Source organism: Methanobrevibacter sp. (assembly GCA_022775905.1).
Taxonomy (GTDB): Archaea; Methanobacteriota; Methanobacteria; order Methanobacteriales; family Methanobacteriaceae; genus Methanocatella.
In genome coordinates this window covers 15,292-40,731 of record JALFJX010000014.1, presented here as the reverse complement: position 1 = coordinate 40,731, position 25,440 = coordinate 15,292, and the positions used below count along the sequence as shown (strand labels likewise).

Sequence of the window (25,440 nt, the reverse complement as noted above, 5' to 3'; positions counted from 1 at the left end):
AGATTATTCTCCTTCTAATTCTTTTAGTCTGTCACGAATTGCAGTTTCTAAGAATTCTTTTACTTTTACAAGTTCATCGTATTCTCCTATGATTTTAGGTCCAAATTCACTATGTTCTAGTGTGATGTCAAATTTTTCGAATGCATGAGCAAGCATTTGTTCGCCAACACCATTTGGTAAACCCATTTCAAATTCTTCTTTTTCTTCAACCATTTAGTTTTCCTCCATGTATTCTCTTACCGGAGCAAAGAATTCAATTAAAAAATCTTTGATTCCATTTTTTAAATCCATTGGGTGTAAATTACCTTCACTAAAGTCTTTGATTAATTCATCATGGGTAAGCTCAATGTCTCCACCGAATTTTTCAGGTCTTTTAATGAGTAATTTTTCTTGATTTGGATAAACAAATGTTTCTGCAATTTCAATCATAGGATTACCTTTGATTTCACCTTGTGGGCAGTAACTTTTGTTTATTTTTTTAGTTATCTCTTTAACGGAGTCATCTACTGCAATGTAGTTTCCTTTACTGGAGGACATTTTTGCATCTCCGTCAAGACCGTGTAATAATGGGGTGTGAATGCAGACAGGAACGTTTTCTCCAATTTTTTCTAAGTTTTCACGGGCTAACATTTGGATTTTTCTCTGTTCCATACCACCAAGAGCAATGTCTACTTTAAGTGCAGCCATATCTACGGTTTGCATGATTGGATAAATTACACTAGCTACTTTTGGATTGTCATCAGCACGACTTACTTGATCCATACTTCTTCTTGCTCTTTTTAAAGTAGTCATGGTTGCTAATTGATAAACTTTATCAGTATAATCTGATTCTAATTGGAATGATGAACCGTAAACATACTCAGTTGTTTCATCAAGACCAAGAGCTTGGAAACATTTTTTGTTGTACTCAGCAGTTTCAGCAATTTCTTCAATAGTTCCTTTTCCATTTAAAAATGCATGGTAGTCTGCTAAGAGGATTTTGATTTTAAATCCTAATTTTTGTAACTGTTTAAGTTTTTGTACAGTCACTGCATGCCCTAAATGGATTTTACCAGAAGGTTCATAACCTGTATAAGCTATAGGTTGGTCTTTTTCAAGTACTTCTTTTAATTCTTCTGTGTCTATAACTTCTAAGGTTCCTTCTTCGATTAACTGAATTTTTTCTTCAATATTCATTTTATCACTTAGTTTAATAAATATGTGTAATTATCAATTTTTATAAGCTTTATTTCGTCTCCGATATTGTAGTTCGCAAACTCTTCGCTCATTTCCAAATCAACTGCTGAGTAATCAACAGGATCCAATATTTGAATTGTGCTTGGAGACATTGAAATTATTGTTGTTGTTTCGACATCTGATGACTTTTTGAGAAGTTCTATTTTCTCAATATTCTTTAAAGGAATATTTTGTTTCTTATTTGTTTTGATATCTTTACCAACAACTCTATTTTTGTCAATACCAGTTACCTGGATTATTTTATCTTCAAATTTGACGAAGTCATTAAGTTCAAATTCTGGAATTCTAACTGAAATCCAAATTCTGTAAAGTCCTTTTCCGGTAGATTTGTCTTCACTTATAAGTCTTGGAGATTCTTTGATTACTCCTCCAAATTCCTCTTTTAAAGCTTCTGCAACTTTTCTACCACTTTTTAAAGAACCGATATAATAATCATGACCTTCTTTAGGTCTTGCTATTTGTGGGCAGTATGCTAATTTGTCAGTTTTTTGCTGTTTTATTAAAGTTCTTTCAACTATTTCATCAGCTTTCTGGAATTCTTCGCTTTTTATTTCTCTTTTGTCTGCTCTGAATTGAATAACTGCTTCATAATATCCTGATTGCACTTTACTGCATGTTGGACAAACTGTTTTTAAAATTTTAACCTCGGTTTCCTTGGTTTCTTCAATTTCAGTTCCTTCAACTTCTCCAACAATTTCCACATAGCATTCAGCTATTGTACCTTTCATCTGGTCAATTTCCAAATTGACAATCTCATTTGAAACTTCATCAGAGATTTTTATGTTTCGCTCAAGTGCTCTGTAAATAATCTCTTCTTCGGGAATGAACTCTTCACTCCATTTCCCTTCTTCAAGTTTACTATTACAATGGCTGCATATTTGAACTTCAATTCTTTTAGGTAGTTCAATCATCTGAAAATCTTTTAAAAAACAGTCTATACAGATGTTGCCAACCATCTTCTTATCAGTACTTCCGCACTCTGGACAAAACATAGTATCAATAAAAAAATAAGAAAAAAGGTAAGATTATAATGATTTTAAAGGTGCAGTTGCTCCGCAAGCAGCACATTTAAGTAAGAATATTCTACCTTCTCTGATAATTCTAGTATCTGGTCTGTTACATTCGTGGCAAATTACATATTTGTCTACGTAATCTTCAATTCTTTCATTAATTAAGTAATGAGTAAATTTACCTTGTAAGATTGCTCTTTGACCTTCTATGTTTCCTGCAGTACCTAATTCTCTCATTAAGAATTTTAATAAGTGTTGAGGGTCTCTGTTTAAACCTTCTGCAACGTCTTTAAAGTTTTTAATGAAAGTTCTATTACCTTGGATGTCTGAATAAGCTTTAGGGATTTTGAACCTTTTGTGTTCAAATACTTCAGGAGGTAATTGGTCAATTGCTCTTTCTAATAAATCTTCGTATTTATCCATGTTATCTCTCCGTGAAAATTAGTATAAGTATAATATAATATATTAAGTTTTATTTTAATCATTTATTAATGTATTGTTATTTAAAGGATTTTATAAAAAAAGTTTAATAAAAAAATAAAAAGGCAGATACTTTAAGCAAGTCTAAAGTATCCAGTTGATGGTTCGTATATGACTCCTTTTTGGACTAAGTTTCTAATGATTTGTTCTGTTTTATCTTCACTTATTCCATGCTTGTCACTCATATTGGATATCAATACGTTTAAAGGAGCCTGTCCACCATATTCCTCTTCAAGGAATTTGATTTCTTCAGATACAATTTTTATTTTGTCTCTTTCTGATTTTCTGGTTCCACCACTTACGATATCAGCGTCCATTTCACCGGTTTCAGGATCAACACCAACTTCTCTAAGACAAGCTAATTGTAATCTAACAGCTTTTTCCGCATCTTCTTTGTCAACGGTTTCTTTAAGTTTGATTTTAGCACTAGCTTCAGATAAACGAATAATTGCTTCGAGCTGTCTTGCGGTAATAGGAACTGCACCTTGTTCTTCTGGGTTACTGTTCCTTGTACTTACATAGAACTCTTTTAAAACTTCATTTGCTGCTTCAGTTAATCTAGGATTAACATTTTTACGTGCATATGCGATGTATTTTCTAAGCAATTCTGGTTCAATTTCATAATCAACAGTATTGAACTGGTGAGTTTTCAAAATATGCTCTGCTAATTCTGAATCTCTTTCTTTACTTGGTTTATCTTCAATTACAAAAATCAAATCGAAACGAGAAATAATTGGTGCTGGCAAATCAATTTGTTCTGCAAGTACTTTATATCTGTCAAATCTTCCGAATTTTGGGTTTGCTGCTGCGAGTACTGAACATCTTGAGTTCAATGTTGCCATAATACCTGCTTTTGCAATACTTACTGTTTGTTGTTCCAATGCTTCGTGGAGCGCGGATCTGTCTTCAGATCTCATTTTATCGAGCTCGTCAACACAAACGTTACCTTGGTCCCCAAGTACTAATGCACCTGCTTCAAGAGACCATCCACCAAGTTCATCTCTTACAGCTGCTGCAGTTAAACCCGCACCTGTTGTACCTTTACCACTTGTGTAAATACTTCTTGGAGCGAGTCTTGAAACATATTTCAATATCTGGGACTTACCGATACCAGGGTCCCCTACAATGAGAATATGAATGTCTCCTCTCAGTTTAGTTTCATCTTCAAGCTGTTTGGAAGCTCCTCCAAATAACTGCAATGCAATAGCTTCTTTTACATCCCTATAACCTTTAATTGAAGGTGCTGTTGATTTGATAATTTTATCGTAAATATGTGGGTCTTTTGACAATTCAATGATTTTTTCTTCATCTTCTTCAGAGAGTTGCAATTCTTCAAACTCTTGTTCAAGCGGTTCAATGTGATTTACATAAATATAATTCTTGAATTTGCCGCTTCTTTCTTCTCTGAATGTTTTTAATGTCCCGGTGATTCTTACTTTGTCTCCAGGATTTAATCTATCTACTAAATCATCTTCTAAAATCATTAACATCTGTTTAGGTTCAGTTCCTCCAGATAAGTTTTCCAATGGTTCCTGCATCCTTGCAGTTTGTGTATCTACGTATTTTGATTCTTCTTGGAGTAATCTAAATGACCTTCCACCACATTCACTACATAATGAAGGTTCTATTATGGTGTTTGCGGAAGTTTGGTCTACCTCATGCAGTCTCATACATCCTCTACACTCAAACACACCTGTTTCGATACGTGGTCTGATTTCATCAGTTTTTCTAACGATTCCGTCTGCAGCAACAAATGTTCCAATGTATTTACTTAAAAGTGTTTTCAATGGAATGACATTGCTTAAATGTTCAAAACGGATGTTGATATCCGCATCTTTAACGAGAGGGTCAATGTTCTTAATAGCTAATCTAGCAGCATCAATAACTTCCTCTGGTTTGTCGATTAATAAATCTGCCAAGTCTGGATCAAATATTTCCAATGTACGATAATCCACATTAAGTGATCGTTCATCAGGATATTTTTCAAGGATGTCAAATACATCATCCTTATATAATGTAGCAAAAAACTCTTCGAATTTTGCAATTGATGTTTGTGATTTAGTAGTTGAATTCATTATCTTATTATTATTTTTTTCATAGTTAAAAAAAATTTTGATATTTGTGGTGTTGGCAATAAAAATTATATACTAAAATTAATATAGTATAATCTAATATTTTTTTTATATTAATATTATGCGAGGATAAAATGAGAAAATCTAGGTTAAGTTTATTCAAATCCACTTCCATGATGATTTCTGTTGTCGGAATCATAATGATAATTTCAACAATTATTGTTGTGGCATATGTGGGATACAGTATGGTTTCTTCCAGCATTACAAATGAAATATCCTCTGGAACACAATATGATGAGCTCGCTGAGCTTAAAGCAGAATATGGTAATTTATCTGTCAAGTTTGACAATGCTAAATCCACTTATTATGCTGGCGATTCTGATGATGTGCAAGTTTACAATGATGCTAAACTGGAACTATCTCGGGCCAATTCCGCTATTGAAAATGTTCAAAGTGCTTTGGATGCAGGTAAACCATCAAATGATGTTGATAGCAGAATAGTTTTCGCTAAAGAAAAACTTGAAACTGCTCAAAAGGCTTATAATAGTCTCTAATTTTTTCTTTTTTTTCTATTTCTTTTATTTGGCATATATTCTAAGCCGACAACATACATTTCAGAACTTTTTTTACGTGATGATGCGGGTTTTGTAGTTCTAACATGTCTAAATTTACCTTTTAGTGATTCTAACATATTTTTGTATTCTGGGCCTTGGAATACTTTCATTACAAGGTTTCCTTTTTCTTCTAGAATGTTTTCAGCGATTTCAATTACAACATTGACTAAATCAATTGATCTTAATTGGTCAATATTCTTGATTCCACATAATGATGGTGATGCATCAGACATTACTACTTTTGCCTTCCCACCAATGATGCTCATAATCTTTTCCTGAACTTCAGGGGTTGTGAAATCTCCTCTAAGTCCATAATAGTTAGGTTCATGGAATTTTTTGAATCTGTTTAAGTCAACTCCAACAACAATTCCTTCTTCACCAACTTTTTCAAGAGCAACTTGAGACCATCCTCCGGGTGCTGCTCCAAGATCAACTACGGTATTTCCTTCTTTAATGAGTTTATATTTTTTATCAAGTTGTTTGAGTTTATATGATGCTCTTGAACGGTATTCTTCTTTTTTAGCTTGTTTATAATATGGGTCATTGTGTTTTTCCATTTGCCATCTGCTTCCCATTTTAATCCCTCTTGTATTTGTCAAAGTCAAGTGCACTGCAAACTGGCGCACCAATTTTTATTATTTCAACGTCTACTTCTTTTTTGTTTATTTCAAGTAACATTACAGTTCTATCTGCAAGTCTTGGCACGATTGGACTTCCAGGATTTAAAAGTAAAATTCCTTCAATCTGTTCGATTTTCGGTTGGTGTGAATGTCCTGACACTAAAATATCTGCATCTAATTGTCTTGCAAGATATAATAATTGCTGTGTGTCTGCTCTTGGATAAACTTCTCCATGAACCAGACCAATTCTTAAATCTTCTGCTTTAATCACTCTGGCTTTTGGAAGGTCAATTCCATTTACTCTATCCATATTTCCTTGGATTGCCATTACTGGAGCTATTTTTTCTAATTCCTCAATAACTTCCATTGAAGTTAAATCTCCAGCGTGCAATATTAAATCAACATCTTTAAAAGTATCAATCACCTTTTGAGGTATTTCTTTTGCTCTATCAGGAATGTGGGTGTCTGAAATCAAACCGATTAACATAATTTTTCAATCCTTATTTATTCATTTAAGATATTTGTCTATCATCCTTTTTAATCATATTTGCTTAATTAAATAAAAACTATTATTAATTCAGAAAAATATATATAAAATCATCATTCTTTTTAGGAGAGATAAAATGGGAAAAGTGAAAAAGGAAGATATCTTAGATATCTTGGCTAAATATGACAAAAGTGATATAACAATAGCTACCCTTGGAAGCCATACATCCTTACATATTTTGCAAGGTGCAAAAGAAGAGGGTTTTAGAACTGCTGTTGTTTGTGAAAAAGGACGTGAAATTCCATATCAAAGATTTGGAGTTGCAGATGAATTTATAATGGTTGACAAATTCAAGGACATTGTAAATGAAGATGTACAACAAAAACTCAGAGATATGAATGCTATTGTTGTTCCTCATGGATCTTTTGTTGCATATGCCGGTTTGGATAATGTTGAAGATAAATTCAATGTTCCAATGTTCGGAAACCGTGATGTGCTCAGATGGGAAGCTGAAAGAGACAAAGAAAGACAATTGCTTGTTGAAGGTGGCGTAAGAATACCTTTCAAATATGACAGTCCTTCTGAAATCGACAGACCTGTAATGGTAAAATTCCCAGGTGCAAGAGGTGGAAGAGGTTACTTTGTTGCTTCATCTACTGAAGAGTTCGACTCAAAAATTGAAGCTATGAAAGCACGTGGATGGTTAGAAGACAGTGATGTTGAAGCAGCTCACATTGAAGAATATGTATCTGGTTGTAACTACTGTATACACTATTTCTACTCTGCATTAGATGATACTGTTGAATTAATGGGTATGGATACAAGATACGAATCCAGTATTGATGGTTTTGTAAGAATGCCTGCAAAAGATCAATTGGACATTGATTTAAGTCCATCTTATGTAGTAACTGGTAACCACCCTGCTGTAATTCGTGAATCATTACTTACACAAGTATTTGACATTGCAGACAAATTAACTGAAAGTGCTAAAAAATTAGTTGCTCCAGGATTAAATGGTCCTTTCTGTATGCAAACTTTAGTTAACGATAACTTAGAAGTAATTTGTTTTGAAATCAGTGCAAGAACTGACGGTGGAACAAACACATTCATGGACGGTTCACCTTATTCCTATTTAACTTATGGAAAACCAATGAGTATGGGTAGAAGAATTGCTCTTGAAATCAAAAACGGTATAGAAAGAGAAGAATTAGAAAAAATAATAACATAAGTTCGTTATTATTTTTTATTTTTTTTTAAATTTTATTTTTTTAAGATTTTATTTAAAAATCCTTTTTTAGGTTCAGTTGTTTGAACTTTGTTTTGTTTTTTTTGCTTTGGTTTTGTTTTTGCCTATTTTTTGTTTCTTTTCATATTGTTCTAATGCTCTAACACGGTCTCTTTTACCCCATGCACCAACAAAACCAACAAATGCTCCAACACCGATAATTATAAGGGTCACTGCAATTATTCCATTTTCAGTTAAGAAAACTCCGTCAAATTGTCCTAAATATCCTTGAAATGTCAATACTACAATTGGTGTTGCAGCTAATGCACCCATAATGGTTCCAGTTTTAATGTCTGGTTGGCCATACCCTGCATAAATAAGTCCTAATGCTGAAAATGGATATAACCAATCATTGATTTGCCATCCGAGTAATATAAATCCTGCAGCTATTGCTGCTCCAAAAACTAATGCTTTTACATTTAGCTCTGAAAACATATTCATAATTTAATCTCCAAATCCTTATTTTTTAGAAGCTATTATTCCACCGAATGCTCCAGTTATTCCCATTACAATTGCGTAATAAATCAAATATGTTATTACTATGGTTATACTTGTGATTCCGGAGAGGGTAAATCCAGTCAATCCTCCGAAAATACCGAATAAACTTCCACCGAAAGTTGCGACTAAAACAAATAATACTGCACTAACAATTGTACCTAATGCTCCTGCAACAGCAGCATTCCATAATCCGCTAAGTGCTCCGTCATGTGCAATATAACCTGTGATAAATCCAACAATTAATAATCCAATAAATTCATATTGGGCGAAAAATGATTTAACTATTATAGCTAATATGAAACCTATAATTACTGCTTTCCATTTAGTCATAATATCACCATCATATATAATTATCTGATTTCATTAATAAAAATATTTATTTTTTCTTCTGGGTTTTTAATATCTTCTGCAGTCAAAAACATTGTTGAAATTTGTTCTTTACCACATACTTCTGAAATATTCTTTAAAGTTTGTTCATATCCGTTGCCCATACAGGTACAGAATGATGCCACATTTTTAATTTCACTGTTGTATTTCATTAGATATGTATAAATTGGAGTTGCCATATTTGAAGCCCAAACTGGAGTTCCAATGATGATTAAATCATAATCTGATGGATTTTTTGATATGGGATTGATGTCTGTTGTTCTTCCCATTGCAGCATTCATTCCTCCTTTTAAAAATCCAAGTTTTCCGGAATATTTGTTGTTGTCTGTTATCTCTTCAATATCACAATCAAGTTTTTTCTGTATTGTTTCAGCTATTTCTTTTGTAATGTTTGTTCTTGAATAGTAAACGAGTAAGGTTTTCATATTTTCACCTAATATATGTCTTTTAATTTGTCTTTAATTTGATCAAGTATTGCTTTATGCATCCTTTTTGTAAATTCTGCTTTATCATTTTGGTTAAGAACATCTAAATATCCTTGTGAAACTAGGTTAAATGCAAAAGGACTTGGAATTACAGTATTTATTGTCTTTATTTCCATTGAACCGTTAGCCACCATATCTATTACTTTTTTGGCATTCTTGATGTCCATATAGTCTTCAAGTGCTTCTCTTCGAGCTTCCTTTAGAATTGAGAAATTTTCATCCATGTCCTGAACGAATTTAAGCAATATTTTCCCACGGACTTGCTGGCGGCCAACAGACTTGGATTCTCCTTTGTATCTTCTCAAGGTCATGAGGGACCTTCCAGCACAGTGTCTGAATCTGGATGCAAGTGTTTCGGTCTTGTTTAATGATTTTGTTAATATTGTTTCAAAGTTTTCAGGTGTTAATTCTTTAAATGACTCTAATCCTCCGATTTTGCCATCTGAACTTAAATAAAATCCGTTGTCACTAATGGATATTGTTACATTTGTATTGTATTGGCGTGCAACAACATATGCGACGGCACGGGATAATGCATCATTTACTTTTCTTCCAAATAATGAATGGAATATTACAAAATTCCTTCCACCAAACCCTTTATAATATTCGATGAGTAAAATACGGTTACTTGGAATTTTAGCGTATTTGTATTGTTCAACAAAGTATTCGTAGATTGAATTGGCTGCAAAATCATCAACATACAAGTAATCGTAAATGAATTCCATGATATCTTCTTTGCTTCTTCTGTATTCAAATCTACTTTCCATGTGGGATCTAAAACGTTGAATGTCCATTGCAAGGTCAAAAGATAATGGCAATTGCTGTGAAAACCATGATGGTATTGTAGGAGGTCCACTTGCAGGAGATACATTGATTGTCATTCCTTTTCCGTAGTTGAATCTGTATGTTCTACCTCCTAAAACGAAGGTATCTCCTTTTTTTAATCTTTCCATGAAACTTTCTTCGATTTTTCCAACAGTTTCTCCATCACATTTAACGAGAACTCCCGAACTGTCAGGTATTGTTCCTATATTTGTTGAATAGATTGCTCTAGCTAGTTTTCCACGTTTTCCAAATGTGTTTTCCTTATAGTCAATCCAGATTTTTGCATAGACGTATCTTTCTTCAAGTTCAGGATATTCTCCTGCCATATAACTTAAAACATCTTCATAATCATCTCTTGATAAGTCTTTATAGCAATAACTCTTTTTGATTACATCAAATGCATAATCGATATCCCATGGGTTTTCAATCCCCATTCCGTAAATGTGCTGTGCTAAAACATCCAAACAGTTGGTTGGGATATTGATTTTGTCAATTTTTCCTTCTTTTGCATTTTTAAGTAATACTGAGCATTCAACCAGGTCGTCACGGTTTGTTACAATTATTTTTCCTTTTGACTTTTCATGCAGTTTGTGTCCACTTCTTCCGATTCTTTGAAGTGCTCTTGCAACAGATTTTGGGGAGTTTATCAAAACAACAAGATCAATGTATCCTATATCAATTCCAAGCTCCAAAGATGTTGATGAGATTACTACTTTGAGTTTTCCTTCCTTTAATTTGTTTTCAGTATCTAATCTTACTTCTTTTGAAAGTGAGGAATGGTGAGCCATGATGTTTGAATCATTGTAATTCATTGGATACATTTTCTTTAGATTGTAGACAAAGCGTTCTGTTCCACTACGTGTGTTTGTAAAGACTAATGTTGTTTTGTTTTCCTGAATTAAATCATCAAGTAAATCATACATTCCAAGTCGGGTGTCCTCTTCGTCAGCTAGCACAATATCACTTACGGGACACATAACTTCCATATCCAACTCTTTTAGATAGTTTATTTTAACGACTTTGCAGTTTCGCTCAACGCCATATTCGTAACCTACAAGGAATCTCGCAACTTCTTCAAGAGGACTTACGGTTGCTGAAAGTCCAATTCTTGTGTATTGTCCTATTAAGTGTTGTAATCTTTCTAATGATAAGCTTAAATGAACTCCACGTTTGTTTTCGGCTAGTGAGTGGATTTCATCAATAATCACATATTTGACTCCGCTCAATTTTTCCCTAAATTTTGGTGCTACGAGTAAAATGGATAATGTTTCGGGTGTTGTAATCAAAATATGTGGTGGTTTTTTAAGCATCTTTTGCCTTTGGTATTGTGAAGTGTCTCCGGTTCTTACTGCTTTTCTGATTCCTAAATCCTGACCGGATATTTCTTCAATTCCTTTTAGGGGTTCCTCTAAATTTTTTTCAATATCATTGTCTAATGCTTTTAGTGGTGAAATGTAAATGCAGTATACCTTATCTTCTAGTTGGTCCTTTTCTGCAAGTGTTGTCAATTCACTTATCACTGATAGGAATGCTGTTAATGTTTTTCCTGATCCTGTTGGTGATGAAATTAAAATGTTGTTCTTCTTGTGGATATCTATGATTGACATCTTTTGTGCGGGAGTAAAATCTTCAAACTTTGAATCAAACCATTTTTGAACCCATGGGTGTAGGGTTTTGAATATTTGTTTTTTGGTGTAGACTTTGGTTTGTTCTTCAATCATTGTTATTCTCCTGATTTTAATTTGAATATTATTAACCTTTTAATCTTTATAGTATTTAATTTTATTATAACTAGTCATGTTCAGTTTAATAATATTGTCGGAATATTTTTCCAGTGTAGTAATTTTCATTGGTATTTTTTATTCATATCGCTATTTTTTTAAGGGTTTATTTAATCAAATTATTTGAATATTATATAGTTATTATTCTATTTATTGAATATAATTTATCAAATATATAAAAAACTAAATAAAATAGTTAAATAGTTTAATTTATAATATATTCATTCATGGGCTTAGTGCTTAGGTGGTATTGAAAATGAAAAACTATTTTGATATTAAAGACAAAGTTGCAGTAATTACTGGTGCTTCTTCTGGTCTTGGTTGGCAAATTGCACAAGCATATGCAAGTCAAGGTGCTAAAGTAGCATTATTTGCTAGAAGAGAAGAAAGACTTCAAGAAAATGTCGCTGAATAGAAGAAAAATTCGATTTCGATGTAATGTATGCTGTATGTGATGTAGGTGACTACGACAGCATCACAGCTGCTGTTGCAAAAGTTATGGATGCATATGGAAGAATTGATATTTTAGTTAACGCAGCAGGTATGGGAAATAACAAAATGGTTACCGATCAAAGCAATGAAGAATGGGAAAGACACATTCACATTGACTTAAGTGGTGTATACTACATGTGTAAAGCTGTCGGAGAAATTATGATTGAACAAGAATATGGTAAAATCATAAACATTGGTTCAATCCACTCCAGAGTAATCTTCCCTGGTGGAGGTATCAGCGCATATTCTTCAGCTAAAGGTGGCGTAATGAACTTAACCAAAAAATTGGCTGTTGAATGGGCAAAATACAACATTACCGTAAATGCAATTGGTCCTGCGGTATTTGAAACAGAATTGACTATTGATACTATTGAACTCGATGGATTCATGGATCTTATTAAAGCATACTGTCCGGCTGGTCGTTTAGGTCAACCTGGTGAATTGGATGGTATTGCAATTTACTTGGCATCCGATGCATCCAGTTATTGTACTGGTCAATTAATATGTATCGATGGTGGTTGGACTGCTATTTAAATAAGAGAATTTTTTCTCTTATTTAATTTCCTATTTTTATTAAAAGATTATATATTCTTAAAAACTAACTTATTATCATGACTAATTTAAGTTTTGATGATGCTATTTCTAAACTATCTGATGAGGATGTCAAAGTTAGAAAAGAAGCTATAGAATCATTAGTTGGAATTACTGATGAATCAGCTATTGAACCATTAATTAAAGCTACTACTGATGATAATGCACAAGTCAGATTCAAAGCAGCTGAAATTTTAGGTAACATGGGTGAAATGGCTGTTGATAAATTAATTGAGGAATTTAGCAATGCTGAAGGTAAAAACAAAAGATTTTTAGCTTTTGCACTTAAAGAAACTGAAAATAGTAAAGTTGTACCTTATTTTGTTGAAGCAACTGAAGATGAGGATTTTGGAGTTAGGAAAGTTGCCGTACGTGCATTAGGTGAACTTCAAGCTGCAGATGAACTTGATTCAATTTCAAAATGTCTTCAGGATGAGGATTGGGGTGTTAGATTAGCAGCTATTCAATCTTTAGGAGACCTTGCAACTGATGAATCAATTAAAGCAATTAAAGATGCAAGAAAAGCAGAAAAAGATGAAGACTTCAAAAAATCATGTAATAAAGCTATTAAAAAGGCACAAAAAAGACAAAAAGCAAAAGCATCTGGAAAATCTGTTGTTAAAGTCATTCCAATGAGTACCATTAAAGAATGGGAAAAAACCAATATGCAAAAAGCTATTAAAGAATACGAAAGGTATGTTGAGTCAAAACAGGCTAAAGATGCTCCATACAAAAGATTATGTGTATTATATAGGAAAGATAATGACTATGACAATGAAGTTAGAGTAATTGAAACTGCAATTGAAGTATTTGCAGACAATGATAAAAAATTATCTTACTTCGAGAAAAGATTGGCAAAATTAAAATAGTTATTTTTGAATAACTTCGTAGAGGTCATCTCTTTTATTCTTTAAAAGAGGTAACTCTTCCCTTACTTTTTTTATTTCACTTAAATCGATTTCTGAAATTATTAAACTTTCTTTTTCACTAGCTTGGGCTATTACTTCTCCCCAAGGATTTGTAATTATTGAATGTCCATAGCTATGGTAACTTGCATCATTATTCAATGCGGGTGCAACGCCAATACAGAATGCCTGATTGTCCATTGCTCTTGAACGGAATAGCAACTCCCAATGTGCTGGGCCTGTTGTCATATTGAATGCACCTGGATAAATCAAGATTAATGCTCCGTTTTCAACCATGATTTTTGCAAGCTCTGGGAAACGAATGTCATAACATATTCCAATACCAACTTTCCCAAATTCAGTATCAGCTATTGTAAAGTCATTACCTGCGGTTAGCACATCTGACTCTTTAAATGTTATCTTTCTTTTAACGTCAATATCAAAGAGATGCATTTTCCTATGCTTTGCAATAACATTTCCTTGTCTATCGAAAAGATAACTGGTATTGTATAATTTGTCTTCTTCTATTTCCGGAATTGATCCTGCAAGGATGTATACATTGTTTGATTTAGCTAATTTGGAAATTTCAGAAAGTGTTTCACTGCTTTTCTCTTTTTCACCATATTCAATAAATTTGTCGTTGGAATATGGGCAGTTAAACATTTCAGGTAATATTATAAAATCAGCATTTTTAGATATGCTTTCTTCAATCATCAAACGAGCTGTTTTTATGTTTTTTTCTTTATTGTCGACAACATTCATTTGACATAAAGCAAGCTTAATTTTTGTCATTTTAAACACTTAAAAAATAGAAAAGAAGTATGATTTAAATCATACTTAAGCAATATCTGCAGAGTTTATCATTCCGGTAATTTCATCAGATGTAACGGAATTTACAGAATCGCCAGAAAGTCTAAATACATATAGTTCACCATCACTAAACATTGAAACATATCTTGTGTAGTTTCCATCAGCATTCTCTAAGATGATATTTGATGCATTTCTTCCGTCTAATGTTATAGTTTCAAGAAGTGTTACGGATGCACCTACGCTTTGAGCATGGCTGATTCTGTTTTGATTTATTTCTTTCAAGGATGATGCACTGCTGCTTACATTATAGTATTCAACAGTTGTATTGTTTGTTGTTTTGTAGAATATTGCACCAGGGTGTTCAGCATCAGTTTGGTTTATTTGCTGCCAATTGTTAGGATATTTGAATGAAAAATCACCTGCACTGTATTGAGCGGAGTCAATACTTTGAATTGGGGAAGATTTGTCACTTGATCCTGTTAAAAAGATTCCACAAATTATAATTAAAGTTATAACTAAGATTATTCCAATAATAAGTTTCTTTTGTTTTAAAATATTAAGTGTACTTTCGTCATTGGAAGTTTTTCCCTTTTTGGATTGTTTTTTGACCTTTTTGGGTTCTTTTTTGAATATATCTTCACCTTTAGGCACTATTTTTTTAGCCATAGGGAATTTATATCCACAGTTTCCACAAACTGGGGCTCCATCATAACTAGGATTTCCACATTCAGGACATTTTTTCACTGTTTAACCTCCATTAAAATTTACATTTATTATTAACAATATTTATAATAATCTATTTATTATTATAAATAGATATTTATAATCGTGATAGAATGACCAATGAAGAAATTATTAATGTTAATGATATAAATTATGCAGTTTACAAAATTGGGGAGTGGAAAAATAACTATGAAATTAACCAAATAGGTTTGTCTAAGGAAATTCCAGTCACCAAAAACACTTTAATTCATGTAAAAATGTCTATGGTTGAAATTAGAACTGCAATATTTGAATTGTCAGATAAAATGGTCAATGGGTTTGTAGCTATTGCAACTCATTTAAACCCTAAGGCTCAGGACATGGAATTGGATGATTTGATTGCTCTTGAAGAAAAAGAATATCAAAATATCTTGGAAGAACTTGAAAATTTAGAATTGTTGGATGAAGATGCAACCATTCCTTTAGATGGTGAAGATTATCTTATTTATAAATTAGAAAAAGACTGTCATGTGGTTAAATCTACACCTGCTAATTTATACACAATAAATTATTATAATAATGAATTGAAAAAAATTGAGGATGCATTGGATTAGAATGCATCTAATGTTACTTTTTTATCTCTTTTTAGCTCACGTGGAGGTTCCACGGACACAAATTCAATGCCTTCTTCTTCAAGCAATTCCAAAGCATCGTCCATTATTGAAGGTGCAACAAGTAATCCTCTAATCTGTTTTTTCTCTGATTTGCACTCTCTTAAATAGTCGTTATCTGTATTTTTTAAATCTTGAAGATATCTTCTGAGTTGTTTTACTGCTGTAACTCCAGCTTTACGGGCTTTTAATTCAAGAACCATTAGGTTATTGTCTTTGTCTTTTCCTAAAATGTCAATGAATCCATGGTCTACGCTGTATTCACGGGTAGTTGGAGTAAAACCTTTTTCAATCATGTGAGGTTTTTCCATTATCATGTCACTCATATCTTTTTCGTATCCTGCCTGTTCAAGCTCTTCAAAGTCTTCAATATTGGCATAATTGATAAATTGGATTTTCCTAATTTCAACGGTTAACAATTCTTTTGGGGTTCTTCTGTGACTTTCTAAAAATAGATTGTCATTTTTGATGTAACTTCTAGTCCTTGATTTTGGTGGTTGCCAGTTAACAGGTTCTACTTTTTTCTCTTGGTGAATTAAGAATGCACCGTCTGGCTTAATCATTATTATACGTTCTCCCCAGTTGAGTTCACTTAATGCTCTTCCTTCATAGCTGACTTTACAGCAAGCAAAGATTAATATTGTTGCTTTTTTACGTAAAGCTTCCTGAACAAGGTCGTATCCTTCTTCGCAACTAGGTTTTTCTAAGATTTTATATTTCATTACAATAACATTGTTTAGTTTAATTTAAATAATTTGTTTTTTAAAGAATAATTTAATTCAATTTGGGATGGAGGAATTTTAATTTACGATGATGATTATTTTATATCAAAAAATGAATACTTTGTGATGGATTCATTTGAATTTGAAAATGGTGATGTATTGACTGATGTAACTGTGGAATACATGACTTTTGGAACTCCTGTCTATGATGAAAATGGCTTTATAAAAAATGCTGTAGTGTACTGTCACGGTTCTTTGGGCAGCTATTCTTCAGTAAAAAAACTTGCACCATTACTTGGTGAAAATGATGCTTTTGATGAAAATAAATATTTCTTCATTTGTATTTCAGCTCTTGGTTCTCCTGGATCCTGTTCACCATCAACTACTGATTTAAAAAACAGGTTTCCAAAATATTCAATTAATGATGTTGTGAACTTTCAAAAGGAATTCCTGGCACAAAAATTCAGCATTAATCATGTTTTAGGCATGATTGGTAACTCTATGGGGGGTTTTGTTGCTCTTACTTCAGCAATTAACTTCCAGGATTATGCTGATTTTATCATTTGTGGTGTTAGCAGTTATAAAGTTGCAGGTCATGATTTCATTCTATCTCACTTTGTAAATGAAATAATAGAATCTGACCCTGATTATAATCGTGGTGAATTAACTTATTCTTTAAATAGAACATTGAGGATAGCTAGTTTGGCGGAATTTAATTTTGGATTGTCTAAAGAAGCTTTAAGGAATATGTCTAAAGCAGAATTGCATTCTGAATTTGAAAACTTCGGCAATGAAAGCATAGAAACAGATATCTATGATTTGAAGTACTGCAATGAAGCATGCATGTATTTTGATGTTGAAAATGAATTGGATAAAATCAAATCAAAGACATTGATAATTGCATGCAAGCAAGATCCACATTTTCCTCCAGAATTAGATGCTATTCCAATGTCTCAAATGATTGATGGTTCTCAATTAATAATTATGGATTCTGACTTGGGGCATTTGTGTTTCAATGAATTAGATACAATTTCAAATGAATTAAAAGAGTTTATGGGGGAATTTAATGATTGTTAAGATTTCAAATTATGGTGATGAAAATAATCGCAAATTCGTTGAGTATAGTGTGTCTGGATTGTTACCTGCACAAATGGATTATCTTATGAACAATTTGTCTGAAAATATAGTAATCAATGAAAATATTTTAATAATTAAAATGTATTTTGATGAAAAATTATATCCTTTTCAAAGTGATGTTGCACAGTTTAGGCTTGATGATTTCATTGTAAGGGAAGAAATAGAAATGTTTGTATTTTTGTCTAGTTTTTTAGAGGATATGGTATAAACTATTTATATTCTAAATTATTTGTATTATATTAATTAAATAAGGGATGTGTTATTATTATTCGAGAATTGAATGTTGAATTTGGTAATCATGCCATGTCTTCTTTTGAATTTGAATCCGGTGCAGTTCTTGAGGATGTAAATGTTGAATATAGTACAATGGGGATTCCAAAATATGATGAAGATGGAAATATGATTAATGCAATTGTATTTTGTTCTACTCTTAAAGGAGAACGCTCTGCTTTACTTAATCTTCATAATAATTTAACAAAGGAAATTCTTCATGAGGGTGAGGAATTTGAGTTTATTCGTAATAATAAATACTTTTTTATAAGGATTCTTGCATTAGGTTCACCTGAATCCTGTTCACCATCCACAACAGGTTTAAAATATAAATCCCCAGTATAAACTTTTAGGGATTCTGTCAACTTTAAAAAACAATTCTTGAAAGAGAAATTTGACATAGATAATGTTTTGGCAATAATTGGTGAAGGTATTGGAGGCTGTGAAGTATTTACATGGGCTGCTGAATATCCTGATTACATGGAACATATTGTGTCTTTGAATAATATGTCTAAATTGTCTGGAAGGAATTATGTATTTTTTAAATCTATAGAAGCGATTTTGGAATCTAACGATGCCCTTTATTCTGATGTTTATGATTCTTCTTTATCACAATTGGTTGTGGTAATCAATCGTTTGCTGTTTTTAAATTATTTGTCTAGAGACCAACTTGCTAATGCATCCAGAGAAGAAGTTGATGCTATGCTTGAGGATTTTGTTGAAGCAGGTTTATTCAGAGATATTTTTGATTTGAAATACCTCACAAAGTGTCTCTTGGAGTATGATGTCGTAGATAAACTATCCAATATTAAAGCAAGCACTTTAATTGTAACTACATCTGATCTATTTTATATGGATATTGAAAATGATGTATTGCCTTTAGAAGGAACAATTGATAATGTGGTTATAAAAGTAATTACTCCAGAAGCTGAAGAATTTGATTATAATAACAAAAATGATTCCATTTACAAAATACTCTCATTTGTAAATGAATATGAAATAGAATAAGAAAAAGCTAATTAGAAATTAGCTTTATAATTTTTTTTAATTATTTTGAAGCATCAAGCATATGTTGTACTGCTTTTCTTGATTTGTCAGCAACATCTTTAGGTAATGTGACTTGTGGAGCTTCGTTTACAAGGGAATCTCTAATTTTTTCAAGTGTGTGTAACTTCATAGTTTCACAAATAGCTCCTTCAAGTAAAGGATATAATTTTTTACCAGGAACTTCTGCATTGATTCTTGTAATCATGTCAATTTCAGTTCCGATTACGAATTCTTCCTTATCACTTGCTGCAATGTATCTTAACATTCCTCCGGTGGACATTACTTGATCACATGCTTTTTGAACTTTCATGTCACATTCTGGATGGCATATTATTTCTGCATTAGGGTGTTGTTCTCTTTTAAGTTCGACATCTTCAATATGGAATAATCTGTGAACGTAACAGTGACCATCTTTTGGAACTGGAATGATTTCTTTATCAAGTTTAGCTGCAACGTGTGCTCCTAAGTTTTTATCTGGTCCAAATAATATTTTTTTATGAGGTATGCTTTCAGCAACTTTCACTGCATTAGCTGAAGTACATAATGTGTCTGCATGTTGTTTTGCTTCAGCAATACTGTTTACATAAAGGATAACTCCAGCATCAGGATGCTCTTCTTTAACTTCTAAAAGAACTTCTTCAGGTAACATGTGTGCCATTGGACATTCTGCTTCTAATGTTGGAATGACAATTTTTTTGTCAGGATTTAATATGAATGCAGTTTCTGCCATGAAATCCACACCACAGAATATTACTAAATCTTTATCGTCAATTTCAGAAGCTTTGATACATAATTCTAATGAATCTCCAAGGAAGTCTGCGATTTCCTGAACTTCTTTTGGTTGGTAATTGTGTGCAAGTATGATTGCATTTTTTTCATCTTTCAATTTTAAAATTTCGTCTTGAAGAGCGTTAGTCATTATTTTTCACCCATTTTTATAAATTTTCTTATTTCGTTAGTGATTATTAATTTATATTTATCTTTACTATTAAAGTCTTTTACCCAAAATGAAACTTTTAGTTGGCTTTCATCAAATGCAGTTCCTTTTGAGTAAACAGCAGGCTTTGGATTTTCTAATATTCCATCCTGCTTTAACATTTTATCCACAATATACTCTTCAAACTCCTCAACATCAACATCTAATGTTAAGCAGATTTCCAAATCTGCCCTATATTTTTCAGGAGTTTTAAAGTAATAATAAGGATTATTTGTCAATGTGGAGTTTGGAATGATTTCTTTAACTCCATTGTCATCAGAAATAATTGTTGATCTAAGTGTAAGTCTTTCAACAACACCTTTTTTATTGTTTATTTCAATGGTGTCTCCAACTTGAATACTTCTTCCGATAATCAATATTATTCCTGAAAATAAATTTGATATTATGTCTTTAGCTGCAAAACTCAAAGCAATACCTGCTATTCCTAAACTCAATAGTGTTCCTGCAAGATTGATTCCAAAGAACTGTAAAATAATCATCAATGCAACAAAATAAATTACATAATTTATTATGTCTCTTGTGAGATAGATTGCTGCTTGATTTCCATGAAAACGATTCATTCTATTCATTAAAAAAGCAACAACTCTTGTTAGAATTGATGTTCCAATGATAACTATTAAAATATAAATTAGAGTTCTTGTTGGGTTATCTATTAGCGGAATGTCCATAATATCATCTTTAAATTTCTATCTTCATGAAATCTTTTGCAAGTTTGGTATTTTCAAAGATTTCCTTTGCTTCTTTAAGCAGATCATCCAATGAAGTGTATCTTGTACTGAAATGTGTTAAAACTAATTGTTTTGAATTGCTTTTTTTAGCTATTCTTGCTGCATCAGAAGATGTTGAATGGAAATTGTCCTTTGCCTTGTCGGCATCTTCATTTACATATGTTGACTCGTGAATGAGGAGGGTTGAATCTTTTGCAAATTCAATCATTTCTTCACATGGTGTTGTGTCTCCTGAATAGGTTACTTTATTTCCTTTTCTTGCAGGGCCTAAAACCTGTTCTGGTTTTATAATTTTGCCGTTAACTTCAACTTCTTCGCCGTTGTGAAGTTTTCCGAAGGCAGGACCTACTGGAACGCCTAATTCAATAGCTTTTTCACGTAAAAACCTAGGCTTTTTGAGTTCTTTAACGGTGTATGCTAAGCATGGAACTTGGTGATTGACGTCCTGTGATTTGATAATGTATTCTTCACAGCTTTCAATAGTTTCTGTACCTATTTCAATAAATTCAATTGGAAAATCAATTTTACAGTATCCTAAGTTAAATATTGCATTTTTTAGTGTGTTTAAACCTTTTGGACCATATATTGTTAATTTTGTTTCTCTTCCTCTGAAATTCATGGATTGCAACAATCCTGGAAGGCCTAAAATATGATCTCCGTGATAATGGCTAAGAAATATCTTGGATATTTTCATAGGACTTACTTTAGCAAAAATTAGTTGTCTTTGTGTTCCTTCGCCGCAATCAAATAACATTGTCTCACCAAATGCTTTTAAAATAATTGCAGGGTGGTTTCTGTTATATGAATGTACTGCTGAGGATGTTCCTAAAAATATAATTTCCATATAATCACTTATTTTTATATTATAAAAATAGTATATATTAATTATAATAAGTAAATTTTGGTGATTTTTTTGGATAGAATAATTGAATATATGCTTGAAGAAGATAAGGGATTTGGAGACATCACTTCTGAATCTACTGTTGAAAAAGGTTTGGAAGCTAATGCATATATTATTTCAAAAGATGATGGTATTTTAGCAGGAATGGATATTGTTCGTGAATTATTTGAAGAGTTTGGTGTGGAAGTCACATTCTGGTTAAATGATGGTTGTGAAATTTCAAAAAAAGATTTATTGATGTCTGTTAGAGGTGATGCTAGAACAATATTGCTTCTTGAGAGAACTGCGCTTAACTTGTCAATGAGAATGAGTGGGGTAGCTAGTGCTGCTAACCATTATGTTGATTTGGTTAAAGATTATGATGTAAGAATTGCGGGAACCCGTAAAACTTCTCCAGCAATCTCTAAATTTGACAAATATGCGCTTAAAGTAGGTGGTGCGGATACTCATCGTTTTAGTTTGGATGATATGGTTCTAATTAAGGACAATCATATTGCAATGTGTGATTCTCCATTGGATGCACTTTTAAAAGCAAAAAAAGTTACTAGCTTTTCCAAAAAAATCGAAATTGAAGTTGAAACATTGCATGATGCTATTGAATGTGTTGAAAACAAAGCAGATATTGTAATGCTTGACAATATGACTGGTCATGAAGTTAAGGATGTCATTGATGAACTTGAAAAATTAAACATCCGTCAAAATTCACTAATTGAAGTTTCCGGTGGAATTACTGAGGATAATATCCTGGATTATGTTGAATATGGTGTGGATATTATTTCAATAGGTGCTTTAACTCATTCATCCAGAAGCCTAAACTTCAGTTTGAAAATGGAAAAATTATAATCTTAATGATAATTTTTCCTTAAGTTCATCATCACTCATTTCGGTAATGAAAGTTTCATCATTGCTTATGGCTTTTTCAGCCAAATTCAATTTATTTTTACTCATTTCATCTATTACTTCTTCTAATGTTCCTTTTGTTATGAATCTATATACCATAACATCTTTTTCCTGACCTATACGATGTACACGATCGGTTGCCTGATTTTCAATTGCAGGATTCCACCATAAATCGTAATGGATAACGTTTTGAGCGGCAGTCAAGTTTAATCCAACACCACCAGTTTTAAGGGTTGCAACTAAAATTTTATGGTTTTCGTCCTCTTGGAATGTGGAAATTACTTCTGTTCTCTTTTCCTGTGTAAGTGAACCGTGCAGGAATAACACGTCTGTCTTTAACTTTTTGGAAACTAATTTCTGTATGATTTCTCCCATCTTTGCATATTGTGTAAATATTATGACTTTTTCATCTGCATATAGGATATTTTCCAAAAGAGTAATCAACAATTCCATTTTTCCGGATTCATTGATTTTGGGATTGTCTGAGCGCAAATATTGTGCGGGGTGATTACATGCCTGTTTTAATCCAGTAATAATATTTAAAATTATTCCACGCCTTTCAATACCGGTTTTTCCTTCCAGATCTTCGAATATTCCTTCCATAATTGCATTATAAAGCAAAATTTGTTTTTTAGTCATGCTGCAATAAATGTCGTTAACAATTTTGTCTGGAAGTTCATCCTTGATGTTGTCGTCTGTTTTAAGACGTCTTAAAACAAATGGTTTTGTTATTGTTTTGAATTTTTCCAAGGTGGATTCTTCTTCAAGTCTTTCGATTCTAAAGACATAATTTGCTTTAAAGTTATCTAAACTTGATAAGTATCCTTTATTTACAAAATCAAATATTGACCAGTAATCAGTTAATTTATTTTCAATAGGAGTACCTGTTAATGCTATCTTATTGATTGCTGGGACTTTTTTAATCGCTTTGGTTTGTTGAGTATTTGGATTTTTAATATTCTGTGCTTCATCAATGACGCATATGAACCATTTCTTGTCTGAAAACATGTCCAAATCAAGTCTAATTACACCATATGATGTTAAAATAATGTCATACTCTTCTAAGGGGAATGTTCTGTTTGATCCATGATAAATATAATATGAAAGAGTTGGTGTGAACTTTTTAATCTCATTTTCCCAGTTTGAAAGCAATGCTGGAGGAACTATAATGAGTGAAGGCTCATTGTCGTATGGATTTTGCTCTTTGAAATGAAGAATTGTTGTTAAAACTTGAATTGTTTTTCCAAGTCCCATATCATCTGCCAAAATGCATCCGAAGTTATATTTGATGTTTTGAACAAGCCAGGAATAACCCATCTTTTGATATGGCCTTAATTCAGCAGTCAAATCATCTGGAATGTCATAAACTTTTGTTTCATCAACTAATTTTTTGAATTTAGAATATTCCTTGGCATTTTTTAAGTGTTTTTTAAATATTTCTTCAGATTTTGAATCCATTGTCCTTGCCCTTTGATTTTAATAAATGAATGTTTGATGATATTTATTAAATATTTTTTCACATTTGGTTTAATCTTTTTGCGGTTTTTTGATAATAAGTCACCAAATATATTTTCATTGTTTTTCGGAATACATCATTTTTTTCTAAAAAACAAACTTTAATAATATAGTAAAATAATATATATTAAAGATAGAAAGTAATTTTATATTTTTTATGATGGTGATTTAATGGTAAAAATAGCTAAATTAGCTTTAGAAGATGGTACTATTTTAAAAGGTGACGCATTCGGTTATGAAACCACTAAATTGGGAGAACTTGTTTTCTCAACCGGTATGGGTGGTTATACTGAATCTTTAACTGACCCGTCTTTTAAAGGAGAAATTTTAATGTCTACTTACCCATTAGAGGGAAATCATGGTGTAAGTGAGAAGTGGTATCAATCAGATAAAATTCAAGCTGAAGGTTTTGTATGTCGTGAAGTTTGTCGTGAAGTTTCTAACTTCGGACCTCAAAAAACTTTGGATGATTTCTTAAAAGAATTCAAAACTCCGGGAATCAGTGGAATTGATACTCGTGATTTAACACTCAAAATTCGTGAAAGAGGTTCACTTAAAGCAGCATTAACAACTGAAGACATTGGTGATGACAAATTACTCGAAATGGCACGTTCCCAGCCAAGTATCGAAGAAATGGATGTTGTTCCATTGGTATCTACAAAAGAAATAAAATTGTTCAATGAAGATGCTGACAAAAAAGTTGCATTAATTGACTGTGGTGTTAAAAAGAATATTATCAACTCATTTTTAGAAAGGGACATTGGTGTAATTTTATTCCCTTACGATACTGATTATAAAACTATTTTGGATTATTCTCCTAATGGTTTGATGATTACCTCAGGACCGGGAAACCCTGACAGAGTGTCTGAAACTATCGAGACCATGAAAAAATTATCAAACAGATTACCAATTTTCGGTATCTGTATGGGTCAACAATTAATCGCTAAATCTTTCGGAGCAAAATCATACAAAATGAAATTTGGGCACAGGGGAGAAAACCAACCAGTTAAAGATTTAACTACTGGAAAAGTATTTATTACTTCACAAAACCATGGATTTACCATTGACAAAGAATCATTAAAAGAAACTGATTTAGTTTTAACCCAAATTAACTTAAACGATGGAACTCCTGAAGGAATTTCACATAAAGAATTACCATTACATTGTATACAGTACCATCCTGAAGCAGGACCAGGTCCAAACGATACAAGAAATGTTTTTGACAAATTTAATCAAATGATGGATGATTACTAAATAAATTTAATGAGGATT

The 25,440-nt window shown here is 32.2% G+C and carries 28 protein-coding genes and 1 pseudogene; 11 read left to right on the top strand and 18 right to left on the bottom strand.

What is annotated here, in order from left to right:
- Positions 1-3: 3 nt before the first annotated feature.
- The 5 genes from MR875_05090 to MR875_05070 all read right to left on the bottom strand — a co-directional run bounded on the left by MR875_05090 (position 4) and on the right by MR875_05070 (position 4,801).
- Positions 4-213 (bottom strand): hypothetical protein, encoded by a 210-nt coding sequence (locus MR875_05090; GenBank protein MCI6994216.1) that lies wholly within the window; start codon positions 211-213, stop codon positions 4-6.
- The gene (locus MR875_05085) at positions 214-1,176 is read right to left on the bottom strand and encodes a tyrosine--tRNA ligase (GenBank protein ID MCI6994215.1); all 963 of its coding nucleotides are present in this window, start codon (positions 1,174-1,176) and stop codon (positions 214-216) included.
- An 8-nt stretch (positions 1,177-1,184) separates the two neighbouring features.
- Positions 1,185-2,228 carry a hypothetical protein gene (locus tag MR875_05080; protein ID MCI6994214.1) on the bottom strand — a complete coding sequence of 348 codons (1,044 nt, stop codon included), beginning with the start codon at positions 2,226-2,228 and terminating at the stop codon, positions 1,185-1,187.
- Positions 2,229-2,261: 33 nt separating this feature from the next.
- Positions 2,262-2,669, bottom strand: a complete 408-nt coding sequence (locus tag MR875_05075; GenBank protein MCI6994213.1) for a translation initiation factor IF-2 subunit beta — start codon at positions 2,667-2,669, stop codon at positions 2,262-2,264.
- Positions 2,670-2,800: 131 nt separating this feature from the next.
- Positions 2,801-4,801, bottom strand: coding sequence for a minichromosome maintenance protein MCM (locus MR875_05070; GenBank protein ID MCI6994212.1), 2,001 nt, complete (start codon positions 4,799-4,801; stop codon positions 2,801-2,803).
- A 131-nt stretch (positions 4,802-4,932) separates the two neighbouring features.
- Between MR875_05070 and MR875_05065 the strand changes: the two genes are divergently transcribed.
- Positions 4,933-5,352, top strand: coding sequence for a hypothetical protein (locus MR875_05065; GenBank protein MCI6994211.1), 420 nt, complete (start codon positions 4,933-4,935; stop codon positions 5,350-5,352).
- Here the strand turns inward: MR875_05065 and MR875_05060 are convergent.
- Positions 5,349-5,987: a 23S rRNA (uridine(2552)-2'-O)-methyltransferase gene (locus MR875_05060; GenBank protein MCI6994210.1), complete on the bottom strand. Its 639-nt coding sequence runs from the start codon at positions 5,985-5,987 to the stop codon at positions 5,349-5,351. The two genes, MR875_05065 and MR875_05060, sit on opposite strands and share 4 nt — an antisense overlap.
- Before the next feature lies 1 nt (position 5,988).
- Positions 5,989-6,519, bottom strand: a complete 531-nt coding sequence (locus MR875_05055) for a metallophosphoesterase (protein ID MCI6994209.1) — start codon at positions 6,517-6,519, stop codon at positions 5,989-5,991.
- A 136-nt stretch (positions 6,520-6,655) separates the two neighbouring features.
- Here MR875_05055 and MR875_05050 point away from each other — a divergent pair, with 136 nt between their 5' ends.
- A complete protein-coding gene (locus tag MR875_05050; protein MCI6994208.1) occupies positions 6,656-7,747 on the top strand; it encodes a formate--phosphoribosylaminoimidazolecarboxamide ligase in 1,092 nt (363 codons plus the stop codon).
- Between the two features lie 72 nt (positions 7,748-7,819).
- Here MR875_05050 and MR875_05045 read toward each other — a convergent pair whose 3' ends face one another.
- Genes MR875_05045 through MR875_05030 form a run of 4 tightly spaced genes read right to left on the bottom strand, consistent with a single transcriptional unit; the run spans position 7,820 to position 11,720 of the window.
- Positions 7,820-8,245, bottom strand: a complete 426-nt coding sequence (locus tag MR875_05045; GenBank protein ID MCI6994207.1) for a hypothetical protein — start codon at positions 8,243-8,245, stop codon at positions 7,820-7,822.
- An 18-nt stretch (positions 8,246-8,263) separates the two neighbouring features.
- Positions 8,264-8,632, bottom strand: coding sequence for a DUF5518 domain-containing protein (locus tag MR875_05040; GenBank protein MCI6994206.1), 369 nt, complete (start codon positions 8,630-8,632; stop codon positions 8,264-8,266).
- 20 nt (positions 8,633-8,652) lie between these two features.
- Positions 8,653-9,114 (bottom strand): flavodoxin, encoded by a 462-nt coding sequence (locus MR875_05035; protein MCI6994205.1) that lies wholly within the window; start codon positions 9,112-9,114, stop codon positions 8,653-8,655.
- An 8-nt stretch (positions 9,115-9,122) separates the two neighbouring features.
- The gene (locus MR875_05030; protein ID MCI6994204.1) at positions 9,123-11,720 is read right to left on the bottom strand and encodes an ATP-dependent helicase; all 2,598 of its coding nucleotides are present in this window, start codon (positions 11,718-11,720) and stop codon (positions 9,123-9,125) included.
- A gap of 316 nt (positions 11,721-12,036) precedes the next feature.
- Between MR875_05030 and MR875_05025 the strand changes: the two are divergent.
- Positions 12,037-12,806 (top strand): annotated as a pseudogene (locus MR875_05025) (SDR family oxidoreductase).
- A 77-nt stretch (positions 12,807-12,883) separates the two neighbouring features.
- The gene (locus MR875_05020; GenBank protein ID MCI6994203.1) at positions 12,884-13,732 is read left to right on the top strand and encodes a HEAT repeat domain-containing protein; all 849 of its coding nucleotides are present in this window, start codon (positions 12,884-12,886) and stop codon (positions 13,730-13,732) included.
- Here MR875_05020 and MR875_05015 read toward each other — a convergent pair whose 3' ends face one another.
- Both MR875_05015 and MR875_05010 read right to left on the bottom strand, forming a co-directional pair.
- The gene (locus MR875_05015) at positions 13,733-14,560 is read right to left on the bottom strand and encodes a carbon-nitrogen hydrolase family protein (protein ID MCI6994202.1); all 828 of its coding nucleotides are present in this window, start codon (positions 14,558-14,560) and stop codon (positions 13,733-13,735) included.
- A 45-nt stretch (positions 14,561-14,605) separates the two neighbouring features.
- Complete coding sequence (locus tag MR875_05010) at positions 14,606-15,322, bottom strand: zinc ribbon domain-containing protein (protein MCI6994201.1); 717 nt, start codon at positions 15,320-15,322, stop codon at positions 14,606-14,608.
- 92 nt (positions 15,323-15,414) lie between these two features.
- Between MR875_05010 and MR875_05005 the strand changes: the two genes are divergently transcribed.
- A complete protein-coding gene (locus MR875_05005; protein MCI6994200.1) occupies positions 15,415-15,894 on the top strand; it encodes a hypothetical protein in 480 nt (159 codons plus the stop codon).
- Here MR875_05005 and nucS read toward each other — a convergent pair.
- Complete coding sequence (gene nucS / locus MR875_05000; protein MCI6994199.1) at positions 15,891-16,673, bottom strand: endonuclease NucS; 783 nt, start codon at positions 16,671-16,673, stop codon at positions 15,891-15,893. The two genes, MR875_05005 and nucS, sit on opposite strands and share 4 nt — an antisense overlap.
- A 126-nt stretch (positions 16,674-16,799) precedes the next feature.
- Here nucS and MR875_04995 point away from each other — a divergent pair, with 126 nt between their 5' ends.
- From MR875_04995 to MR875_04980, 4 genes are all read left to right on the top strand, one after another.
- The gene (locus tag MR875_04995) at positions 16,800-17,750 is read left to right on the top strand and encodes an alpha/beta fold hydrolase (GenBank protein ID MCI6994198.1); all 951 of its coding nucleotides are present in this window, start codon (positions 16,800-16,802) and stop codon (positions 17,748-17,750) included.
- Positions 17,740-18,018, top strand: coding sequence for a hypothetical protein (locus MR875_04990; protein MCI6994197.1), 279 nt, complete (start codon positions 17,740-17,742; stop codon positions 18,016-18,018). The genes MR875_04995 and MR875_04990 overlap by 11 nt, the downstream gene beginning before the upstream one ends.
- Before the next feature lie 95 nt (positions 18,019-18,113).
- Positions 18,114-18,425, top strand: coding sequence for a hypothetical protein (locus tag MR875_04985; GenBank protein MCI6994196.1), 312 nt, complete (start codon positions 18,114-18,116; stop codon positions 18,423-18,425).
- Positions 18,426-18,461: 36 nt separating this feature from the next.
- Positions 18,462-19,088: a hypothetical protein gene (locus tag MR875_04980; GenBank protein MCI6994195.1), complete on the top strand. Its 627-nt coding sequence runs from the start codon at positions 18,462-18,464 to the stop codon at positions 19,086-19,088.
- 40 nt (positions 19,089-19,128) lie between these two features.
- Here the strand turns inward: MR875_04980 and nadA are convergent, their stop codons facing one another.
- Genes nadA through rnz form a run of 3 tightly spaced genes read right to left on the bottom strand, consistent with a single transcriptional unit; the run spans position 19,129 to position 21,696 of the window.
- The gene (gene nadA, locus MR875_04975; protein ID MCI6994194.1) at positions 19,129-20,046 is read right to left on the bottom strand and encodes a quinolinate synthase NadA; all 918 of its coding nucleotides are present in this window, start codon (positions 20,044-20,046) and stop codon (positions 19,129-19,131) included.
- Entirely contained in the window at positions 20,046-20,792 is a 747-nt protein-coding gene (locus tag MR875_04970; GenBank protein ID MCI6994193.1) for a mechanosensitive ion channel family protein, read from the bottom strand. Before MR875_04970 ends, nadA begins: the two co-directional genes overlap by 1 nt.
- A gap of 10 nt (positions 20,793-20,802) precedes the next feature.
- Complete coding sequence (gene rnz / locus MR875_04965; protein ID MCI6994192.1) at positions 20,803-21,696, bottom strand: ribonuclease Z; 894 nt, start codon at positions 21,694-21,696, stop codon at positions 20,803-20,805.
- Positions 21,697-21,765: 69 nt separating this feature from the next.
- Here rnz and nadC point away from each other — a divergent pair, with 69 nt between their 5' ends.
- Positions 21,766-22,596, top strand: a complete 831-nt coding sequence (nadC, locus tag MR875_04960; protein MCI6994191.1) for a carboxylating nicotinate-nucleotide diphosphorylase — start codon at positions 21,766-21,768, stop codon at positions 22,594-22,596.
- Here nadC and MR875_04955 read toward each other — a convergent pair.
- Entirely contained in the window at positions 22,591-24,111 is a 1,521-nt protein-coding gene (locus MR875_04955; protein ID MCI6994190.1) for a DEAD/DEAH box helicase, read from the bottom strand. The two genes, nadC and MR875_04955, sit on opposite strands and share 6 nt — an antisense overlap.
- 228 nt (positions 24,112-24,339) lie before the next feature.
- On the opposite strand from MR875_04955, the gene carA reads away from it, so the two are divergent.
- Positions 24,340-25,422 (top strand): glutamine-hydrolyzing carbamoyl-phosphate synthase small subunit, encoded by a 1,083-nt coding sequence (gene carA, locus MR875_04950; protein ID MCI6994189.1) that lies wholly within the window; start codon positions 24,340-24,342, stop codon positions 25,420-25,422.
- The last annotated feature ends 18 nt before the right edge of the window (positions 25,423-25,440 follow it).

Excerpts from the sequence above, each read along its gene's own strand:
- MR875_05030 (MCI6994204.1), bottom strand. The coding sequence starts at position 11,720 with ATGATTGAAGAACAAACCAAAGTCTACACCAAAAAACAAATATTCAAA.
- MR875_05090 (MCI6994216.1), bottom strand. The coding sequence starts at position 213 with ATGGTTGAAGAAAAAGAAGAATTTGAAATGGGTTTACCAAATGGTGTT.
- MR875_05020 (MCI6994203.1), top strand. The coding sequence starts at position 12,884 with ATGACTAATTTAAGTTTTGATGATGCTATTTCTAAACTATCTGATGAG.
- nucS (MCI6994199.1), bottom strand. The coding sequence starts at position 16,673 with ATGAAATATAAAATCTTAGAAAAACCTAGTTGCGAAGAAGGATACGAC.
- MR875_05085 (MCI6994215.1), bottom strand. The coding sequence starts at position 1,176 with ATGAATATTGAAGAAAAAATTCAGTTAATCGAAGAAGGAACCTTAGAA.
- rnz (MCI6994192.1), bottom strand. The coding sequence starts at position 21,696 with ATGGAAATTATATTTTTAGGAACATCCTCAGCAGTACATTCATATAAC.
- MR875_04970 (MCI6994193.1), bottom strand. The coding sequence starts at position 20,792 with ATGGACATTCCGCTAATAGATAACCCAACAAGAACTCTAATTTATATT.
- carA (MCI6994189.1), top strand. The coding sequence starts at position 24,340 with ATGGTAAAAATAGCTAAATTAGCTTTAGAAGATGGTACTATTTTAAAA.
- nadA (MCI6994194.1), bottom strand. The coding sequence starts at position 20,046 with ATGACTAACGCTCTTCAAGACGAAATTTTAAAATTGAAAGATGAAAAA.
- MR875_04955 (MCI6994190.1), bottom strand. The coding sequence starts at position 24,111 with ATGGATTCAAAATCTGAAGAAATATTTAAAAAACACTTAAAAAATGCC.
- MR875_05075 (MCI6994213.1), bottom strand. The coding sequence starts at position 2,669 with ATGGATAAATACGAAGATTTATTAGAAAGAGCAATTGACCAATTACCT.
- MR875_05060 (MCI6994210.1), bottom strand. The coding sequence starts at position 5,987 with ATGGGAAGCAGATGGCAAATGGAAAAACACAATGACCCATATTATAAA.
- MR875_05065 (MCI6994211.1), top strand. The coding sequence starts at position 4,933 with ATGAGAAAATCTAGGTTAAGTTTATTCAAATCCACTTCCATGATGATT.
- MR875_05035 (MCI6994205.1), bottom strand. The coding sequence starts at position 9,114 with ATGAAAACCTTACTCGTTTACTATTCAAGAACAAACATTACAAAAGAA.
- MR875_05045 (MCI6994207.1), bottom strand. The coding sequence starts at position 8,245 with ATGAATATGTTTTCAGAGCTAAATGTAAAAGCATTAGTTTTTGGAGCA.
- MR875_04990 (MCI6994197.1), top strand. The coding sequence starts at position 17,740 with ATGATTGTTAAGATTTCAAATTATGGTGATGAAAATAATCGCAAATTC.
- MR875_05050 (MCI6994208.1), top strand. The coding sequence starts at position 6,656 with ATGGGAAAAGTGAAAAAGGAAGATATCTTAGATATCTTGGCTAAATAT.
- MR875_05070 (MCI6994212.1), bottom strand. The coding sequence starts at position 4,801 with ATGAATTCAACTACTAAATCACAAACATCAATTGCAAAATTCGAAGAG.
- MR875_05055 (MCI6994209.1), bottom strand. The coding sequence starts at position 6,519 with ATGTTAATCGGTTTGATTTCAGACACCCACATTCCTGATAGAGCAAAA.
- MR875_04995 (MCI6994198.1), top strand. The coding sequence starts at position 16,800 with ATGGATTCATTTGAATTTGAAAATGGTGATGTATTGACTGATGTAACT.
- MR875_04985 (MCI6994196.1), top strand. The coding sequence starts at position 18,114 with ATGTCTTCTTTTGAATTTGAATCCGGTGCAGTTCTTGAGGATGTAAAT.
- MR875_05015 (MCI6994202.1), bottom strand. The coding sequence starts at position 14,560 with ATGACAAAAATTAAGCTTGCTTTATGTCAAATGAATGTTGTCGACAAT.
- MR875_05040 (MCI6994206.1), bottom strand. The coding sequence starts at position 8,632 with ATGACTAAATGGAAAGCAGTAATTATAGGTTTCATATTAGCTATAATA.
- MR875_05005 (MCI6994200.1), top strand. The coding sequence starts at position 15,415 with ATGACCAATGAAGAAATTATTAATGTTAATGATATAAATTATGCAGTT.
- MR875_05080 (MCI6994214.1), bottom strand. The coding sequence starts at position 2,228 with ATGTTTTGTCCAGAGTGCGGAAGTACTGATAAGAAGATGGTTGGCAAC.